The organism is Pseudoxanthomonas sp. Root65 (assembly GCF_001427635.1).
GTDB lineage: Bacteria > Pseudomonadota > Gammaproteobacteria > Xanthomonadales > Xanthomonadaceae > Pseudoxanthomonas_A.
In genome coordinates, this window is record NZ_LMHA01000001.1 from 2,159,656 (window position 1) to 2,176,715 (window position 17,060).

General features: G+C 67.7%; 18 protein-coding genes. 15 read left to right on the forward strand and 3 right to left on the reverse strand.

The window, feature by feature from the left end; genetic code table 11:
• Positions 1–3: 3 nt before the first annotated feature.
• The 3 genes from ASD77_RS09605 to ASD77_RS09615 are packed head-to-tail and all read left to right on the forward strand — an operon-like array spanning position 4 to position 2,909.
• Positions 4–1,854: an ABC-F family ATP-binding cassette domain-containing protein gene (locus ASD77_RS09605; RefSeq protein ID WP_055940349.1), complete on the forward strand. Its 1,851-nt coding sequence runs from the start codon at positions 4–6 to the stop codon at positions 1,852–1,854.
• A gap of 56 nt (positions 1,855–1,910) precedes the next feature.
• Positions 1,911–2,246: a zinc ribbon domain-containing protein gene (locus tag ASD77_RS09610; RefSeq protein WP_055940351.1), complete on the forward strand. Its 336-nt coding sequence runs from the start codon at positions 1,911–1,913 to the stop codon at positions 2,244–2,246.
• A 45-nt stretch (positions 2,247–2,291) separates the two neighbouring features.
• Positions 2,292–2,909 (forward strand): hypothetical protein, encoded by a 618-nt coding sequence (locus tag ASD77_RS09615; RefSeq protein ID WP_055940353.1) that lies wholly within the window; start codon positions 2,292–2,294, stop codon positions 2,907–2,909.
• A 267-nt stretch (positions 2,910–3,176) separates the two neighbouring features.
• On the opposite strand, the gene ASD77_RS09620 is transcribed toward ASD77_RS09615, so the two are convergent.
• The gene (locus ASD77_RS09620; RefSeq protein ID WP_055941239.1) at positions 3,177–4,109 is read right to left on the reverse strand and encodes a DUF3011 domain-containing protein; all 933 of its coding nucleotides are present in this window, start codon (positions 4,107–4,109) and stop codon (positions 3,177–3,179) included.
• Between the two features lie 150 nt (positions 4,110–4,259).
• Between ASD77_RS09620 and aspS the strand changes: the two genes are divergently transcribed.
• The 3 genes from aspS to ASD77_RS09635 are packed head-to-tail and all read left to right on the forward strand — an operon-like array spanning position 4,260 to position 6,849.
• On the forward strand, positions 4,260–6,011 hold the full coding sequence (gene aspS / locus ASD77_RS09625; protein ID WP_055940356.1) for an aspartate--tRNA ligase: 1,752 nt from the start codon (positions 4,260–4,262) through the stop codon (positions 6,009–6,011).
• A gap of 14 nt (positions 6,012–6,025) precedes the next feature.
• Entirely contained in the window at positions 6,026–6,325 is a 300-nt protein-coding gene (locus ASD77_RS09630; protein ID WP_055940357.1) for a hypothetical protein, read from the forward strand.
• Positions 6,322–6,849, forward strand: a complete 528-nt coding sequence (locus ASD77_RS09635) for a GNAT family N-acetyltransferase (RefSeq protein ID WP_055940358.1) — start codon at positions 6,322–6,324, stop codon at positions 6,847–6,849. Before ASD77_RS09630 ends, ASD77_RS09635 begins: the two co-directional genes overlap by 4 nt.
• A 505-nt stretch (positions 6,850–7,354) precedes the next feature.
• On the opposite strand, the gene ASD77_RS09640 is transcribed toward ASD77_RS09635, so the two are convergent.
• Positions 7,355–8,296, reverse strand: coding sequence for an alpha/beta hydrolase (locus tag ASD77_RS09640; RefSeq protein WP_055940359.1), 942 nt, complete (start codon positions 8,294–8,296; stop codon positions 7,355–7,357).
• A gap of 41 nt (positions 8,297–8,337) precedes the next feature.
• On the reverse strand, positions 8,338–8,766 hold the full coding sequence (locus ASD77_RS09645; RefSeq protein WP_055940360.1) for an organic hydroperoxide resistance protein: 429 nt from the start codon (positions 8,764–8,766) through the stop codon (positions 8,338–8,340).
• Positions 8,767–8,889: 123 nt separating this feature from the next.
• Between ASD77_RS09645 and ASD77_RS09650 the strand changes: the two genes are divergently transcribed.
• The 9 genes from ASD77_RS09650 (at position 8,890) to tolQ (ending at position 17,055) form a co-directional block, all read left to right on the forward strand.
• Positions 8,890–9,717 carry an AraC family transcriptional regulator gene (locus tag ASD77_RS09650; protein ID WP_055940362.1) on the forward strand — a complete coding sequence of 276 codons (828 nt, stop codon included), beginning with the start codon at positions 8,890–8,892 and terminating at the stop codon, positions 9,715–9,717.
• Positions 9,718–9,760: 43 nt separating this feature from the next.
• Positions 9,761–10,399, forward strand: coding sequence for an alpha/beta fold hydrolase (locus ASD77_RS09655; protein ID WP_055940364.1), 639 nt, complete (start codon positions 9,761–9,763; stop codon positions 10,397–10,399).
• 57 nt (positions 10,400–10,456) lie between these two features.
• Positions 10,457–11,203: a YebC/PmpR family DNA-binding transcriptional regulator gene (locus ASD77_RS09660; protein WP_055940366.1), complete on the forward strand. Its 747-nt coding sequence runs from the start codon at positions 10,457–10,459 to the stop codon at positions 11,201–11,203.
• Positions 11,204–11,323: 120 nt separating this feature from the next.
• Entirely contained in the window at positions 11,324–11,845 is a 522-nt protein-coding gene (gene ruvC, locus ASD77_RS09665) for a crossover junction endodeoxyribonuclease RuvC (RefSeq protein WP_055940368.1), read from the forward strand.
• Positions 11,846–12,041: 196 nt separating this feature from the next.
• Positions 12,042–12,629 (forward strand): Holliday junction branch migration protein RuvA, encoded by a 588-nt coding sequence (ruvA, locus tag ASD77_RS09670; protein ID WP_055940369.1) that lies wholly within the window; start codon positions 12,042–12,044, stop codon positions 12,627–12,629.
• Between the two features lie 121 nt (positions 12,630–12,750).
• Positions 12,751–14,610, forward strand: a complete 1,860-nt coding sequence (locus ASD77_RS09675; RefSeq protein WP_235578523.1) for a potassium transporter Kup — start codon at positions 12,751–12,753, stop codon at positions 14,608–14,610.
• An 87-nt stretch (positions 14,611–14,697) separates the two neighbouring features.
• Positions 14,698–15,738 (forward strand): Holliday junction branch migration DNA helicase RuvB, encoded by a 1,041-nt coding sequence (gene ruvB, locus ASD77_RS09680; RefSeq protein ID WP_055940374.1) that lies wholly within the window; start codon positions 14,698–14,700, stop codon positions 15,736–15,738.
• 51 nt (positions 15,739–15,789) lie between these two features.
• On the forward strand, positions 15,790–16,242 hold the full coding sequence (ybgC, locus tag ASD77_RS09685; protein WP_055940376.1) for a tol-pal system-associated acyl-CoA thioesterase: 453 nt from the start codon (positions 15,790–15,792) through the stop codon (positions 16,240–16,242).
• Positions 16,243–16,281: 39 nt separating this feature from the next.
• Positions 16,282–17,055, forward strand: a complete 774-nt coding sequence (tolQ, locus tag ASD77_RS09690) for a protein TolQ (protein WP_055940379.1) — start codon at positions 16,282–16,284, stop codon at positions 17,053–17,055.
• Positions 17,056–17,060 lie beyond the last annotated feature (5 nt).

Consider the following 17,060-nt stretch of genomic DNA (forward strand, 5'->3'; position numbering starts at 1 on the left):
TTCTTGATCGCCCTTCGTAATTTCGCGCTCCGCCGCGGCGAGCGCCTGCTGCTGTCCAACGTCGACCTCACCCTGCATGCGGGGTACCGCGTGGGCGTGGTCGGCCGCAATGGCGCGGGCAAGTCCAGCCTGTTCGCCGCCGTGCAGGGCGAACTGGAGGCCGACAAGGGCGACCTGGACCTGCCCGGCAAGGTGCGCATCGCCAGCGTGGCGCAGGAAACCCCCTCGTTGCCCGATCCGGCGCTGACCTTCGTGCTCGGTGGCGATACCGAGGTCGCGGCAGTGCTGCAGGCCGAAGCCGACGCCAGCGCGCGCGAGGACTGGGAGGCCGTGGCCAACGCGCACCAGAAGATGGCCGAACTCGGGGCCTACGACGCCGAGGCGCGCGCCGGCAAGCTGCTGCACGGCCTGGGCTTCCCGGCCGACACGCACCACCGGCCGGTGTCGTCGTTCTCCGGCGGCTGGCGCGTGCGCCTGAACCTGGCGCGCGCACTGATGATGCCCAGCGACCTGCTGCTGCTCGACGAACCCACCAACCACCTCGACATGGACGCGGTGCTGTGGCTCGAGCAATGGTTGCTGAAATACCCGGGCACGCTGCTGCTGATCTCGCACGACCGCGAGTTCCTCGACAACGTCGCCACCCACACGCTGCACCTGCACGGCGGCGGCGCCAAGCTGTACACCGGCGGCTACACCGACTTCGAGCGCCAGCGCGCCGAACAGCTGCGCCAGCAGCAGATCGCGCACGAGAAGGAACAGGCCGAACGCGCGCACCTGCAGAGCTTCATCGACCGCTTCAAGGCCAAGGCCTCGAAGGCCGCGCAGGCGCAGAGCCGCATGAAGCGCCTGGCCAAGCTGGCCGGCACCGAGGCGGTGCGCGCCGAGCGCGAGTTCCGCATCGAGTTCGCCCCGCCGGCCAAGCTGCCGTTCTCGCTGATCCGCCTGAACCATGTGGAAGCCGGCTACGGCGGCGACGCGGTGATCCTCCACAACGTCGGCTTCGGCCTCGAGGCCGGCCAGCGCATCGGTCTGCTCGGCCCCAACGGCGCGGGCAAGACGACGCTGGTGAAGACACTGGTGGGTGAGCTGCCCCCGATGGCGGGCGACCGCATGGCGCATCCGGACCTGCGCATCGGCTACTTCGCGCAGCACACCGTCGAGTCGCTGCACGAAGGGCAGTCGCCGATGGACCACTTCCGCGACCTGTCGCCGGATGCCAGCAACCAGTCGTTCCGCGACTTCCTGGGCAAGTGGAATTTCCCCGGCGACCGCGCCTTCGAACCGGTCGACGGCTTCTCCGGCGGCGAGCGTGCACGCCTGGCGCTGGCGCTGATCGCCTGGCAGCAGCCGAACGTGCTGCTGCTCGACGAACCCACCAACCACCTCGACCTCGAAATGCGCGAAGCGCTGGCCGAAGCACTCAGCGACTTCGACGGCGCCATCGTGATGGTCAGCCACGACCGCCACCTGATCGGCCTGGTCTGCGACACGTTCTGGCGCGTGGCCGACGGCGTGGTCGAACCGTTCGACGGCGACCTGGACGAATACGCCGCCTGGCTGCGTACGCGCGCCTCCGCGCAGGGCAGCAAGCCGCTGCGAAGCGAGCCCGCGCCGCCGCCGAAGCCTGCGCCGACCCCGGCGCGCAAGATCAACCCGGTCAAACTTGCGGCCGCCGAAGCCAAGGTCGCCGAACTGGAAGCCAGGCTGGCCGACGTGGATGCGCAACTCGCCGACCCGAAGAGCTACGCCGACACCGATCTCGCCGCCCGTCTGGGCCGCGACCGCGAAGCCTTGCAGCAGCAGCTCGCCAAGGCCGAGGAGGCCTGGTCGGCGCTGTACGATGAAGCTTGATTCCGGCATTCGCCGACCCCAGACACCTCCCGGTTCACTCTGCCCTGCACGCTGCCATGCCCATCTACGCCTTTGAATGCACCCAGTGCGGCCACAGTTTCGACCGCCTGCAGAAACTCTCCGATCCGGATCCCGATACCTGCCCGGCCTGCGGTGCTCAGGCGGTGAAGCGGCAGCTGACCGCGCCGTCGTTCCGGCTGGCGGGCAGCGGCTGGTACGAGACCGATTTCAAGAAGGATGGCGACAAGAAGCGCAACCTGGCCGACGGTGGCGAGGGCGCCAAGCCTTCCAGCGAGGCCAAGCCCGCCGAGTCGTCGCCCGCGAAAGCCGAAAGCGCGCCGGCGAAGACCGAGTCCAAGCCCGCGGCACCGTCCTCGACATCCTCGACCTGAGGCCTCCGGTGTAAGGTGCATCCCTTCCTGCCACGAAGGGATGCCATGAAGAAGACCCCGATCGCGCTTGCCGTGCTGCTCGCCGCAGGCTGCGCCACATCGACCGCAGGGGTTTCATCGCCGGCGGCGCCCGATGCCTTCCTCGCCGCTCTTGCACAGCATTGCGGCAAGGCCTACGCCGGCCGCATCACCGCCAACCAGCCCGCCTCGACTACGCCCGATCCGTTCGAGGGCAAGGCCTTGGTCATGCATGTCCGCGGCTGCGATGCGCCGACGCAGGAGATCCGGGTGCCGTTCCATGTCGGCGACGACCACTCGCGCACGTGGGTACTGACGCGGACCGGAGCGGGCCTGCGGCTGAAACACGATCACCGCCACGAGGACGGCAGTCCGGATGCGGTGACCATGTACGGCGGCGACACGGCGGATGCGGGAACGGCGCAGCGGCAGGCGTTCCCGGTGGATGCCGAGTCCGTGGCCATGTTCCAGCGCGAAGGCCTGGCGGCGTCGGTGACCAACACCTGGGCGATGGAACTGGTGCCGGCAAAGACCTTCGTCTACGAACTGAGCCGGCCGAACGGACGACTGTTCCGGGTGGAGTTCGACCTGACCACCCCGGTGGCGCTGTCGCCGGCGCCGTGGGGTAGCAGCGAGGGCGGGTGAGGGCCAGGCTTCATCGCCGGTCGCTTGGGAACAAGAGCCGCAATGGGACGTTGGATGCCGATCCCATCGTGCAACGCCGTCGAAGCAAGTCGCTGGGTCCCGGCGTTCGCCGGGATGACGGGTTGGGGTCGGATCCAGCGTCACCGCTCGTAGCGTGCGCCGTGCGCACGACGCGGTGCCGCGCGATTCCATCGAAGCAAGGCACTGGGCCCCGGCCTGCGCCAGGATGACGGGTCTGGGCAGAGACCCAGCGCTCCCGAACCGGATTCAGCGCGGTCCGAACCGGCCGCGGCAACCGCGGTCCACCCACACCTGGGTGCCGGTGTAGCCCCAGCTGTAGCCTTCGCGGCAGCTGGCGTTGGACAGCTGCTGCTGCAGGATCGGCCGGCCCTGGCGCGGGTCGTAGGCGCAGGTCTTGCGGCGGTCGTCGTCGCTGCTGCAGGTGATGGTGTAGCCGCTGTTGCCACCGCCACCCCAGCCGTTGCCCGAGTCGCGGAATTCGGCCCGGCAGCCGCCGCGTACCCAGATCATGCCCTGGCGCTGGCCCCAGTTCTGATTCTCGCTGCAGCGGGTCGAGGACAGGTTGCGCTGCACCACCGCGCGTCCGCGGAAGTTGGTGCGGCACTCGCGATAGGCGCCGTTCGCGCTCTCGCAGGTCACCACACCGCCGTTGCCGCCGCCCCAGCCACCGCCGCCGGAGGTGCCTTCCGCGAAGCGGCCCCGACAGCCGCGGTCGACCCACACGATGCCATTGCCGCTGCCCCAGTTCTGGCCTTCCACGCAGCGGGTGCCGGACAGGTTCTGCACCAGCACGGCGTTGCGGCGGAAGCCGGTCTGGCACTCGCGGCGGCGGTTGTCCTTGCTCTCGCAGGTGACCTGGCCGCCGGTGGGCGGCGGATTGGGGTTCCAGCCGCCGTTGTTGCCGCCCAGCGACTGCGCGATGTCCTGCTTGATGCGGCTGAAGGTCCAGTTGGAGCGGTTGACCTGGTCCAGGTAGAAGCGCAGCTGGTCGTCGGGAATGCGGCGACCGCGGGACTGTTCCGAATACTCCAAGCTGATGACCCGGGTCTGGTCCTGGACCGACAGCGTGCGCAGGTTCTCGGGCGCGTAGGCCCGCTGGCTGGCCTGGCCGAATGCGGTGGAACTGGCCATCAAGGCCAGCAACAGTACGAAAACGGACTGCAACAACGGCTTCTTCATGGCGGCGCCCTCCTGGGGAGCCGTCAGCATACGCTGGGGATGTTAATCCGGAGCAGAGGGCGGGGAGGGGACGGGTTAAACTATCGGGCTAGGACGGCCCGTGCCGTCACAACCCTTCCGGCCCCGGCCGGACGACCCTGTGGAGCCCCCATGCGTACCCATTTCTGCGGCCTCGTCGACGAGGCCATGACCGGCCAGACCGTGACCCTGTGCGGCTGGACCGACGTTGCCCGCAACCTCGGCGGCGTCTGCTTCATCGACCTGCGCGACCACGAGGGCATCGTGCAGGTCACCGTCGAACCCGACAACGCCGAGGTGTTCGCGGTCGCGGCCGGGCTCGGATACGAGGACGTGCTGCAGGTCGAAGGCGTGGTGCGCGCCCGCCATGCGGTGAACGACAAGATCCGCACCGGCAAGGTGGAAGTGATCGCCACCCGCATCACCGTGCTCAACAAGGCCGAGCCACTGCCGTTCCACCACCACGAGAACCCGGGCGAGGACATCCGCCTGAAGTATCGCTACCTGGACCTGCGCAGCGCCGACATGCAGCGCAAGCAGCGCACCCGCATCCGCTTGGTGCAGGCGCTGCGCCGCTGGCTGGACGCGCGCGGCTTCCAGGACATCGAAACGCCGATCCTGACCAAGGCCACGCCGGAAGGCGCGCGCGATTTCCTGGTGCCGGCGCGCATGCATCCGGGCGAGTTCTACGCGCTGCCGCAGTCGCCGCAGCTGTTCAAGCAGATCCTGATGGTGGCCGGCTTCGACCGTTACTACCAGATCGCGCGCTGCTTCCGCGACGAGGCGCTGCGCGCCGACCGCCAGCTGGAATTCACCCAGCTCGACATGGAGTTCGCCTTCGTGCGCGAGCGCGACGTGCAGGACGCCGTGGAAGGCATGATCCGCGACATCTTCAAGGACGTGATGGATGTCGAACTCGACGCCCCGTTCCCGCGCCTGACCTGGGCCGAGGCGATGCGTCGCTACGGGTCGGACAAGCCCGACCTGCGCATCGGCCTGGAACTGGTCGATGTGGCCGAGCTGGTGAAGACCAGCGAGTTCGCCGTGTTCACCGCCGCCGCCAACGATCCGGATGGCCGCGTGGTGGCGCTGCGCATTCCCGGCGGTGCGTCGCTGAGCCGCAAGCAGATCGACGAGTACGCCGCGCACGCCGCCAAGTACGGCGCCAAGGGCCTGGCCTACATCAAGATCGACGAGGCCGGCGCGGTCAGTTCGCCGATCCAGAAGTTCTTCGCCGAAGACGCCTTCGCCGCGCTGCTCGCGCATGTCGGCGCCGGCAACGGCGACATCGTGTTCTTCGGTGCGGGCGCCTACACCAAGACCAGCGATTTCATGGGCGCGGTTCGGCTGAAGGCCGGCAAGGATTTCGGCCTGGTGCAGGAAGGCTGGAAGCCGCTGTGGGTCACCGACTTCCCGATGTTCGAGTGGGACGATGAGGCGCAGCGCTACGTCGCCCTGCATCACCCCTTCACCGCGCCGGCGGTGGACGACATCGCCGACCTGCGCGCCAATGCCAAGACGGCGGTGTCGCGCGGCTACGACATGGTGTTGAACGGCAACGAGATCGGTGGCGGTTCCATCCGTATCCACCGTCCCGAGATGCAGAGCGCGGTGTTCGAGCTGCTCGGCATCGGCGCGGAAGAGGCGGAAGCGAAGTTCGGCTTCCTGCTGGATGCGCTGCGCTTCGGCGCGCCGCCGCACGGTGGCATCGCGTTCGGCATCGACCGCATCGCCGCGCTGATGGCGGGCACCGAGTCGATCCGCGACGTCATCCCGTTCCCGAAGACCACCAGCGCGCAGTGCCTGATGACCGGCGCGCCGTCGCCGATTCCGGACGAGCAACTGGCGGAAGTGCATATCCAAGTTCGACCGAAGAAAGACTGAGAGAGAAACACGCAATGACGGAATACGCTTTTTCGCTGGAGTGGGAACGGCTGGGCAATGAAGGCGCCGATGCGGCGCTGGTGACCGAGCGCGCGCGCGTGTTCGGTGGCTGGCTGGTGCGTGTCGGCACGTCGCCGGCGGCGATGGCGGTGACCTTCGTGCCGGACGGCCAGGGCCGCTGGGACGGCGAGGACTTCGGCGAAGACGATTACGAAGAAGACGAAGAAGAGTACGAAGAGGAAGAAGACGAGGACGCCGACGAGGAAGACGAGGCGGACGACGACGAAGACGAAGAGGAAGACGAGGACGCGTGAGCGTGCGGATCCGCCGTGCCACCGTCGATGACGCCAGCCTCCTGTCCGAGCTGGCGTCGCGCACGTTCACCGAGACCTTCGGTCATCTGTATCCGGCCGAAGACCTGTCCGCATTCCTCGCCGACGCCTACGAGGTGGGCAAGCAGCGGACCATCCTTTCTCACCCGGACTACGCGGTGTGGCTGCTGGAAGACGACGGCGTGGCCGTGGGTCATGCCGCCGCGGGGCCCTGCGGATTGCCGCATCCGGACGTGCAGGCGGGCGATGGCGAGCTGAAGCGGCTGTATGTGCTGGCGTCGCACCAGAACGGTGGCTGGGGCGGGAAGCTGTTCGGCGAGGTCGAACGCTGGCTGTTGCGGGATGGGCCGCGGACGCTGTGGATCGGGGTGTGGTCGGAGAATGCCGGGGCGCAGCGGTTCTATGCGCGGCAGGGATTCGTGCGGGTGGGGGAGTACACGTTTCCGGTGGGGAAGACGCTGGATGATGAGTTCATCCTGCGGCGGGATGCGTCGGCTGCCGGTTGATGTAAGGGCTTCCGCTGGCCCTGCGGGTCGCGCCCCCGCAGCAAGCCACGATGTCTCCCAGCTTCGCGCTTGAGAGGCGAGGCTTCCGCTAGCCCTTCGGGCCAGCGGGTGACTTTTCTTTGTTGGCGCAAAGAAAAGTCACCAAAAGAAAGCGCCTTCCCCGACGAAGCAATCCCATGATTCGATTGCTATCGGGATTTTCCGACTCGCCTTCCTGGCGAGGCGGAAAACGGCGGACATCCTTGTCCGCCGCCCTCCGGGTCGGGTGGGCTCGCTGGCGCATTGGGGTGGCCAAGTAAGGGCCGAATAACTGCCGTCATCCCCGCGAAGGCGGGGACCCAGCGACTTCAATGAATTGAAAGCAAGGGCACTGGGCTCACGCCTGATCAGACGTGCGTCTGTTGAAAGCCGGGGGAATGGCGGCCGAAAGCCGAGTGGTTCGGAGGGTCCTGACGATCAAAAGCGAACGGCCGCAGATGCGGCCGTTGCTGTTTGCGGGGTGTACTTACTTCTGCAGGAAGGTCAGCAGGTCCTGGTTGACGCGGTCCTTGTGGGTGTCCGTCAGGCCGTGCGGTGCGCCGGGGTAGATGAGCAGTTGGGCGTTCTTGATCAGCGCGGCGGAGGCCTTGCCGGAGGCGTCGATGGGGACGATCTGGTCGTCGTCGCCATGGATCACCAGGGTGGGGATGTCGAACTTCTTCAGGTCGCCGCGGAAGTCGGTGGCCGAGAACGCTGCGATCGAGTCGTAGGTGTTCTTGTGGCCGGCCTGCATGCCCTGCGCCCACCAGCTGTCGATCAGGCCCTGCGAGACCTTCGCGCCGGGGCGGTTGAAGCCGTAGAACGGGCCCGAGGCGATGTCCAGGTAGAGCTGCGAGCGGTTCGCCAGCGAGCCGTTGCGGATGCCGTCGAAGACTTCGATCGGCAGGCCGCCCGGGTTGTCGGCGGTCTTCAGCATCAGCGGCGGGACGGCGCTGATCAGCACGGCTTTCTTCACCCGGTCGGTACCGTGACGGCCGATGTAGCGCGCCACTTCGCCGCCGCCGGTGGAGAAGCCGACCGCAGTGACGTCCTTCAGGTCCAGCGTGTTGATCACGGTGGCCAGGTCGTCGGCGTAGTGGTCCATGTCGTTGCCGTCCCAGGGCTGGCTGGAGCGGCCGTGGCCGCGGCGGTCGTGGGCGATCACGCGGTAGCCCTTGGAGGCCAGGAAGATCATCTGCGATTCCCAGCTGTCCGAGGACAGCGGCCAGCCGTGGCTGAAGGTGACGACCGGGCCGTTCTTCGGGCCCCAGTCCTTGTAGTAGAGCTGCACGCCGTCGGCCGTGGTGAGGGTGCTGGCGGTGCGTTCGACGGCGACCGGCGCGGTCGCCGGTGCGGCATGGGCGCTGAGGCTGGCCTGGGTGGCGACGGCCAGCACGGTGGTGGCGAGGGTACGGGTGAGGATGTTCATGGTGTCGGTTCCTGTAGCAAGGCGTGGGTCAGGAAGGGGAGTCAGTCGGCGATCACCAGCGTCACGTCGATATTGCCGCGCGTGGCGTTGGAGTACGGGCAGACGATGTGGGCGGCGTCGACGAGGGCTTGCAGCTGTTCGCGATCCACGCCCGGGGCGGCGATGGTCAGTTCGGCCTGGATGCCGAAGCCGGTGGGGATCTGGCCGATGCCGACCTTGCCGGTGACGGTGGTGGTGGGGGGCAGCGCGACCTTCTGCTTGCCGGCGACGAACTTCAGCGCGCCGAGGAAGCAGGCCGAGTAGCCGGCGGCGAACAGCTGCTCCGGATTGGTGCCGTCGCCGCCGGCGCCGCCCAGCTCGCGCGGGGTGGACAGCTTGACGGCCAGCACGCCGTCGGACGAGGTGGCCTGGCCTTCGCGGCCGCCGGAGGCGGTGGCGGTGGCGGTGTAGAGGATCTTTTCGATGGACATGGCGGTTTCCTTGGGTGGGTTCGGGGTGGTCCGGCGGGTGGCCGTCCGGTGAGGTGTACTTTGCGCGCTGCCGGGAGACGGTGGGTGATATAGAATCCTGAAAACTTGATCAGGAGTTCCGATATGGTCGACCGGCTTGCCGTCCTGCTGGAGCGTTTCTCGGTGACCGCGCAGGTGTTCCATGCGGGGGCGCTGTGCGGCATCAACACGCTGGAAGCGGAGCCCGGCGTCGGCCAGTTGCACCTGATCCAGCGTGGGCCACTGGAGGTGTTCCATGGCGCCACCTCGCTGCGCATCGATGCGCCCAGCCTGCTGCTCTACCCGCGTGCGCTGACCCACCGCTTCGTCAGCGACGACGCGCGCGGTGCCGACATGGCCTGCGCCAACGTGCGCTTCGAGGGCGGTGCGCAAAATCCGATAAGTGCCGCTTTGCCGGACGTGGTGTGCCTGCCGCTGGACAGGCTGCACGGTGCGCAGGACGTGTTGGCGCTGCTGTTCGAAGAAGCCTTCACCCAGCGCTGCGGACGCACCGCGCTGGTCAACCGGCTGTTCGAGGTGGTGATGATCCAGGTGTTGCGCCAGTTGATGGAAACCGGCGACGTGAAAGGCGGCATGCTTGCGGGCCTGTCGCACCCGCGCCTGCGCAACGCGGTCGTGGCCATGCACGAAGCGCCGGCGAAGGAGTGGACGCTGGACGAACTGGCGCGGGTTGCGGGCATGTCGCGCAGTGTGTTCGCCACGCAGTTCCGCGAGGCGCTGGGGATCACGCCTGGGCAATACCTGCAGGGTTGGCGCGTGGGCCTGGCGCAGCAGGCGCTGCGGCACGGCAAGCCGCTGAAGGTGGTGGCGTCGGACGTGGGCTACGGCAGCGAGGCGGCGCTGTCGCGCGCCTTCAAGGCGCACAGCGGGTTGTCGCCGCGCGAGTGGAAGCGGCAGCAGGCCACGCAGTGAACAGCGCTGGCATGGCGCTGCGACTTCGCCCACACTGCCGCGCATGACGGATCCGCAAGAACCCACGACGCGCGTCCTGCTCGTGCACGGCATCTGGAACGCGAAATCGTGGCTGACGCCGCTCGCACGCCGGCTGCGCCGTGAAGGCTTCGACGTAGAGGTGTTCGGTTATCCCAGCATCTTGGGCGGGCCGGAGCCGGCCATCGCGGCGCTGATCGAACGATTGCGGAGTTCGCCTCCGCTGCATCTCGTAGGCCACAGCCTGGGCGGTTTGATCGGCTTGGAAGCACTGCGCCGCGCGCCGGACCTGCCGGTACGGCGGATGGTCTGCCTAGGCTCGCCGCTGTGCGGCAGCCATGCCGCCCGCGGCCTGGGTCGGCGCCGGTGGACCGCGCCGGTGCTGGGTCGCAGCGGCGCGTTGCTGCAGGCGGGGTGTCCGCCCTGGAGCGGTGAGGTGCCGGTCGGCATGGTGGCCGGCAACGTGCCCCGCGGCCTTGGCCGGCTGTTCGCGCGCTTCGACGGCGAATCGGACGGCACGGTGGGGCTGGATGAAACCCGCTTGCCGGGGCTGGCGGCGCACTGCATCGTGCCGGCCAGCCATACCGGGCTGGTGTTCTCGCCCGCCGCCGCGCGCCAGGCCGCGCACTTCTTGCGCGATGGCCGTTTCCAGGTACAGGACTGACGGCTGCACGGGGGCGCGTATAATCCGCGCCCTTGTCAGTGCACTCCGGAAGTCACCATGGGCAGAGGCCCGTCGATCGAAGCCCGCAAGAACGCCACCGACGCCAAGCGCGGCAAGATCTTCACCAAGATCATCCGCGAGATTGGCGTGGCGGCCCGCGCCGGCGGCGGCGAGCCGGCCAACAACCCGCGCCTGCGGGCGGCGGTGGACAAGGGCCTGTCGGCCAACATGTCGAAGGATGTCATCGAGCGCGCCATCAAGAAGGCGACTGGTGAGCTGGAAGGCGTGGTGTTCGAGGAGATCCGCTACGAAGGCTATGCGCCCGGCGGCGTCGCGGTGATCGTCGACTGCCTGACCGACAACCGTGTACGCACCGTGGCCGAAGTGCGCCATGCGTTCGGCAAGCATGGCGGCAACATGGGCACGGAAGGCTCGGTGGCCTTCATGTTCAAGCGCCTGGGCGTACTGAGCTACGCGCCGGGTGCCGACGATGCGTCATCCTTTGAAAGCCGGATCACCGAAGCCGCCATCGACGCCGGCGCCGATGACATCGTGGTCTATCCGGACGACGGCTCGATCGACGTGGTCACCGCGCCCGACGCCTTCCAGGCCGTGAAGGACGCGATGACGGCCGCCGGCCTGGCGCCCGACCATGCCGAGATCACCTACCGCGCCGACAACGACATCCACGTGGAGGGCGACACCGCCCTGCAGGTGAAGAAGCTGCTCGACATGCTGGAAGACCTGGACGACGTGCAGAACGTCTATTCCAACGCCGATCTGGGCGCGGATGTGTATGCCTGACGGCGGAGATTCGGGATTCGGGATTGGAGATTCGCAACAGCGTTCTCCCCCGGCCCTGATGTCGAGTCCTGTGTCCGCAGGTTTCGAATCCCGAATCACGAATCCCCAATCCCGGCTCCCATGACCCGCATCCTCGGCATCGATCCCGGCTCGCAGCGCACCGGCATCGGCATCATCGATGTCGACGCCGCCGGCAAGACCACGCATGTCTACCATGCGCCGCTGGTGCTGCTGGGCGAGGGCGATTTCCCGTTGCGCCTGCGTCGTCTGCTGGATGGCCTGGGCGAGATCATCGCCATCTGGCAGCCGGACGAAGTGGCGATCGAGAAGGTGTTCATGGCCCGCAATCCCGATTCGGCGCTGAAACTGGGGCAGGCGCGTGGCGCCGCCATCAGTGCCGTGGTGCTGCGCGACCTGCCGGTGCACGAGTACGCCGCGACGCAGGTGAAGCTGGCCGTGGTCGGCCGTGGCAGCGCCGAGAAATCCCAGATCCAGCACATGGTCGGCCTGCTGCTCAACCTGCAGGGCAAACTGCAGGCCGACGCCGCCGACGCACTGGCCGTCGCCATCACTCACGCGCACGTGCGCGCCACCGCCCAGCGGCTGGGCGTGGGTTCGCAACTGGCCTGGAGCAGGAAGTGATGGGGCGGCGGCCGCTGAGCGAGCCCCTCTCCCGGCGGGAGAGGGGTTGGGGAGAGGGCAGCCGGAGTCTGGATGGCACCCGATCCGTGTCGTTGGCCGCGTTCCGCTGTTCGCCGCTGCGAACTCTGTTCGGCCCTCATCCGGCGCGTTGCGCCACCTTCTCCCGGTGGGAGAAGGGAAACGCAGGAGCTTTTCCATGATCGGACGTCTGCGCGGCATCCTGGCGTACAAGTCGCCGCCCTGGCTGGTGATCGATGTCGGCGGCGTGGGTTACGAGCTGGAAGCGCCGATGAGCACGTTCTACGACCTGCCGGATGTCGGTCGCGAGGTGCTGCTGTTCACCCACTACGCGCAGAAGGAAGACAGCGTGTCGCTGTACGGTTTCCTGCGCGAGGGCGAGCGGCGGCTGTTCCGCGACGTGCAGAAGGTCACCGGCATCGGCGCGAAGATCGCGCTGGCGGTGCTGTCCGGCGCCAGCGTGGACGAGTTCGCGCGCATGGTGCAGGCCGGCGACATCACCGCGCTGACGCGCATCCCCGGCATCGGCAAGAAGACCGCCGAGCGCATGGTGGTGGAACTGCGCGACCGCGCGGCGGACCTGATGGGCACCGGCGTGGGCGGCATCACCGCGTTGCCGGCCGATCCGCAGTCCGAGGCCACCAGCGCGCTGCAGCAGTTGGGCTACAAGCCGGCCGAAGCCACCCGGATGGCGCGCGACGCCACCTCGCCCGGCGACGATGCGGCCACGATCATCCGCAAGGCGCTGCAGTCCGCGCTGCGCTGACCGTTGCCCTAGAGCATCCCTTCACTTTCCCAGCGCTACCCTGCCGGCCGCCATGTCCACCCCACATTCTTCCCAAGCCCCGTCCGGCAACGCCGGCCAGCACGGTCATTCGCAGACGGGCATGGTCGCGCTGGTCGCCGGTGCGGTTGGCGTGGTGTTCGGCGACATCGGCACCAGTCCGCTGTACACCATCAAGGAGATGTTCCACCCGCACTTCGGCCTGACGCCGGATCCGGACACCGTCCGCGGCCTGCTGTCGCTGGGCTTCTGGTCGCTGCTGCTGGTGGTGACGCTGAAGTACGTCATCGTCATCATGCGCGCCGACAACGAGGGCGAGGGCGGCATCATGGCGCTCACCGCGCTGGCGCAGCGCAGCCTGGCCAAGGGCTCGCGCATGAGCTACACGGTCGGCATCCTCGGCATCTTCGGTGCGGCACTGTTCTTCGGCGACGGCATGATCACGCCGCCCATCACCGTGCTGGGCGCGGTCGAGGGCCTGGAAGTGGTGTCGCCGGTGTTCAAGCAGTGGGTGGTGCCGATCAGCCTGGTGATCCTGACCGGCCTGTTCGCCTTCCAGCGCTTCGGCACCGCGAAGGTCGGCAAGGCCTTCGGGCCGGTGATGATCGTGTGGTTCATCGTGCTGGCCAGCTTCGGCCTCTACAACATCGCCCACAATCCTTCGGTGCTTGCGGCGCTGAACCCGTACTGGGCATGGCACTTCTTCGTGACCCATGACTGGCATGCGGTGCTTATCCTCGGCGCGGTGGTGCTGACGGTGACCGGCGGCGAAGCGCTGTATGCGGACATGGGGCACTTCGGCAAGCGTCCGATCCGCTGGGGCTGGTTCGGTTTCGTGCTGCCGGCGCTGGTGCTGAATTACTACGGCCAGGGCGCCGTGCTGCTGCGCCACCCCGAAGCGGTGGCCAATCCGTTCTATCTGTCCATCCCGGACTGGGCGCAGATCCCGATGCTGGTGCTGGCGACCACCGCCGCCGCCGTGGCGTCGCAGGCCGTCATCACCGGCGCGTTCTCGGTGACACGCCAGGCCATCCAGCTGGGCTACCTGCCGCGCCTGCACATCAAGTACACGTCCAAGGACACCATCGGCCAGATCTACGTGCCGTCGGTCAACCTGATGCTGTACTTGGCGGTGATCGTGCTGGTGCTGAGCTTCCAGAGTTCCGGCGCGCTGGCCACCGCGTACGGTCTGTCGGTGACCGGCACCATGCTGATCGACACGCTGCTGCTGGCGATCGTGGCGTACACGCGCTGGCCGGATTCGCGCAAGTGGGTGTTGCCGCTGTGCGCGGTGTTCCTGATGATCGACCTGGCCTTCCTGTTCGCCAATGGCGCCAAGCTGCTGACCGGCATCGGCGCGTGGGTGCCGCTGTTCATCGGTATCACCGCCTTCACCATGATGCGCACCTGGCGTCGCGGTCGCGAGCTGCTGCATGGCGAAGTGCAGAAGGAAGGCATCCGGCTGGATACCTTCCTGCCGGGACTGATGCTGGCGCCGCCGGTGCGCGTGCCGGGCACCGCGATCTTCTTGACCGCCGACAAGGGCGTGGTGCCGCATGCGCTGCTGCACAACCTCAAGCACAACAAGGTGCTGCACGAGCGCAACGTGTTCCTGACGGTCGAGACGCTCACCGTGCCGTACGCGCCGAAGAAGAAGCGGCTGAAGATCGACCCGATCGGCGACGACTTCTACCGGGTGGTGATCAGCTACGGCTTCGCCGAGACGCCGGACGTGCCGCAGGCGCTGATGGGCTCGTGCGACCAGGGCGGCGTGTACTTCGATCCGATGGAAACCACCTACTTCGCCAGTCGCGAGACGGTGGTCGCGCGTCGCCAGGGCGGCATGCCGATCTGGCGCGACAAGCTGTTCGCCGCCATGCACCGCAACGCCGCACCGGCTACCGGCTTCTTCCGCATTCCCGGCAACCGGCTGGTCGAACTCGGCGCGCAGGTCGAGATCTAGCGGTGAGTGACGAGGGACGAGAAGCGGGAAGGGCGCTCCTGCTCACTTCTCGCTCCTCTCCGCTCACTCCTGCTCTACCATAGCCGCATGACCGCCGACCGCATCATCACCTCGTCCGCCACCCGCGAAGACGACGCCATCGAAGCCAGCATCAGGCCCAAGCGGCTGGACGAGTACCTGGGCCAGAAACCGGTCCGCGAGCAGCTGGACATCTACATCCAGGCGGCGAAAGGACGCGGCGAAGCGCTCGATCACGTGCTGATCTTCGGGCCGCCGGGCCTGGGCAAGACCACGTTGAGCCATGTGATCGCCAACGAACTGGGCGTGAACCTGCGCGTCACCTCCGGCCCGGTGATCGAGAAGGCCGGCGACCTGGCCGCGCTGCTGACCAACCTGCAGCCGCACGACGTGCTGTTCGTCGACGAGATCCATCGCCTGTCGCCGGTGGTCGAGGAAGTGCTGTACCCGGCGATGGAGGATTTCCAGATCGACATCATGATCGGCGAGGGCCCGGCCGCGCGCTCGATCAAGCTCGACCTGCCGCCGTTCACCCTGATCGGCGCCACCACGCGCGCCGGCCTGCTGACGGCGCCGCTGCGCGACCGCTTCGGCATCGTGCAGCGGCTGGAGTTCTACTCGCCCGAGGAACTGACCCGCATCGTGCAGCGCTCGGCACGCATCCTGGGCATGGACTGTGTGCCGGAAGGCGCCGGCGAGATCGCCCGCCGCGCGCGCGGCACGCCGCGCATCGCCAACCGCCTGCTGCGGCGCGTACGCGATTACGCACAGGTCAAGGCCGATGGCCACATCGACGTCGATGTCGCCCGCGCGGCGATGCAGATGCTGAAAGTGGATCCGGAGGGGTTCGACGAACTCGACCGCCGCATGCTGCGCACCATCATCGACAGCTTCGACGGCGGCCCGGTCGGTGTGGAATCGCTCGCCGCCGCGCTGAGCGAGGAGCGCGGCACGCTGGAGGACGTCATCGAGCCCTACCTGATCCAGCAGGGTTTCCTGATCCGCACCGCGCGTGGCCGCATGGCGACCCGCAAGGCCTACCTGCATCTCGGCCTGACGCCGAAGGGCAGGGTGCCGGACGCGAACGACGCGCCGGGCGAACTCTTCTGAGCGCCACTGGTTTCAGGTTGGTATGCACCACAACGTGCGGGAGTGCGCGCTTTGACGACTGATTCGAAGACGATCGCCGGGGATGCGGCGCCGTTCATCTTTCCGACACGCGTGTATTGGGAAGATACCGACGCCGGTGGCGTGGTGTACCACGCGCAGTACGTCGCTTTCCTGGAGCGGACCCGCACCGAATGGTTGCGGGCCCGTGGCTACGCTCAGGAGCGACTGCGCCAGACCCACGACCTGGTGTTCGCCGTCCGCGCGATGCGTCTGGATTTCCTGCGCCCCGCCCGGTTGGACGATCTGCTGCAGGTCAGTGCACGCATCCACCAGTGCAAGCGGGCCAGCGTCGTTTTCGCCCAGTCCATCGAACGGGACGGCGAAGTGCTGCTGACCGCCGAGGTAAAGGTGGCGGCGCTGAGCGCGTCCGGGTTCAGACCCATCGGCCTGCCCGAGACGTTGTACGAAGAATTCCGCCGGCTCGAGCATCCGCGCCAGCTTTGACCCGATACGCAACACGAACCGAGAGACGAGGAACGACGGATGATCGCAACGCTGCTGGCCTTCCAGGAAGTCGTGACGGAGGCGCTGCCGCCCGAGGCGACCGCGGCGGCTGCCGAGGCTGCCGCTGCCACCACCCACAGCGGGATCAACTACATCGACCTGATGCTCAAGGCGAGCCTGCCGGTGCAGCTGATCGTGCTGTTGCTGCTGGCCGGGTCGGTGATCAGCTGGGTGATCATTTTCCGCAAGGGGCGCGTGTTCAAGACCGCAAACCGCGATGCCGACGAGTTCGAGGGTCGATTCTGGTCGGGCGCCGAGTTGCACAAGCTCTACGCCGGCGCCGCCGACCGCAATCGCGTGGTCACCGGCCTGGAAGCGATCTTCGAGGCGGGCTTCCGCGAATTCACCCGCCTGCGCGACAAGCGGGGCCTTGACGGCCGCGCACAGCTCGAAGGCGCGCAGCGCGCGATGCGCGTGACCTACACGCGCGAAGTCGACCAGCTGGAACGCAATCTGGAACTGCTGGCCAACATCGGCTCCACCGCGCCTTACGTGGGTCTGGTCGGCACGGTGTTCGGCATCATGGTGACCATGCACGACATGCTCAACAGCGGCGAGCAGGCGGGCATCGCCGCGGTCGCCCCGGGTATCTCGGAAGCGCTGTTCGCCACCGCCATCGGCCTGTTCGTGGCGATTCCGGCGGTGTGGGCCTATAACCGCTTCACCACCCGCGTCGAGCGGCTGTCGGTGCGCTACGAGAGCTTCGCCGAGGAATTCAGCTCCATCCTGCAGCGCCAGAACGCGGCCGAGTAAGCGGA

Coding starts and splice junctions, on each gene's coding strand:
- ruvB (WP_055940374.1), top strand. CDS start 14,698: ATGACCGCCGACCGCATCATCACCTCGTCCGCCACCCGCGAAGACGAC.
- ASD77_RS09660 (WP_055940366.1), top strand. CDS start 10,457: ATGGGCAGAGGCCCGTCGATCGAAGCCCGCAAGAACGCCACCGACGCC.
- ASD77_RS09640 (WP_055940359.1), bottom strand. CDS start 8,296: ATGAACATCCTCACCCGTACCCTCGCCACCACCGTGCTGGCCGTCGCC.
- ASD77_RS09650 (WP_055940362.1), top strand. CDS start 8,890: ATGGTCGACCGGCTTGCCGTCCTGCTGGAGCGTTTCTCGGTGACCGCG.
- aspS (WP_055940356.1), top strand. CDS start 4,260: ATGCGTACCCATTTCTGCGGCCTCGTCGACGAGGCCATGACCGGCCAG.
- ASD77_RS09675 (WP_235578523.1), top strand. CDS start 12,751: ATGGTCGCGCTGGTCGCCGGTGCGGTTGGCGTGGTGTTCGGCGACATC.
- ASD77_RS09615 (WP_055940353.1), top strand. CDS start 2,292: ATGAAGAAGACCCCGATCGCGCTTGCCGTGCTGCTCGCCGCAGGCTGC.
- ASD77_RS09645 (WP_055940360.1), bottom strand. CDS start 8,766: ATGTCCATCGAAAAGATCCTCTACACCGCCACCGCCACCGCCTCCGGC.
- ASD77_RS09655 (WP_055940364.1), top strand. CDS start 9,761: ATGACGGATCCGCAAGAACCCACGACGCGCGTCCTGCTCGTGCACGGC.
- ASD77_RS09620 (WP_055941239.1), bottom strand. CDS start 4,109: ATGAAGAAGCCGTTGTTGCAGTCCGTTTTCGTACTGTTGCTGGCCTTG.
- tolQ (WP_055940379.1), top strand. CDS start 16,282: ATGATCGCAACGCTGCTGGCCTTCCAGGAAGTCGTGACGGAGGCGCTG.
- ASD77_RS09610 (WP_055940351.1), top strand. CDS start 1,911: ATGCCCATCTACGCCTTTGAATGCACCCAGTGCGGCCACAGTTTCGAC.
- ruvA (WP_055940369.1), top strand. CDS start 12,042: ATGATCGGACGTCTGCGCGGCATCCTGGCGTACAAGTCGCCGCCCTGG.
- ruvC (WP_055940368.1), top strand. CDS start 11,324: ATGACCCGCATCCTCGGCATCGATCCCGGCTCGCAGCGCACCGGCATC.
- ASD77_RS09630 (WP_055940357.1), top strand. CDS start 6,026: ATGACGGAATACGCTTTTTCGCTGGAGTGGGAACGGCTGGGCAATGAA.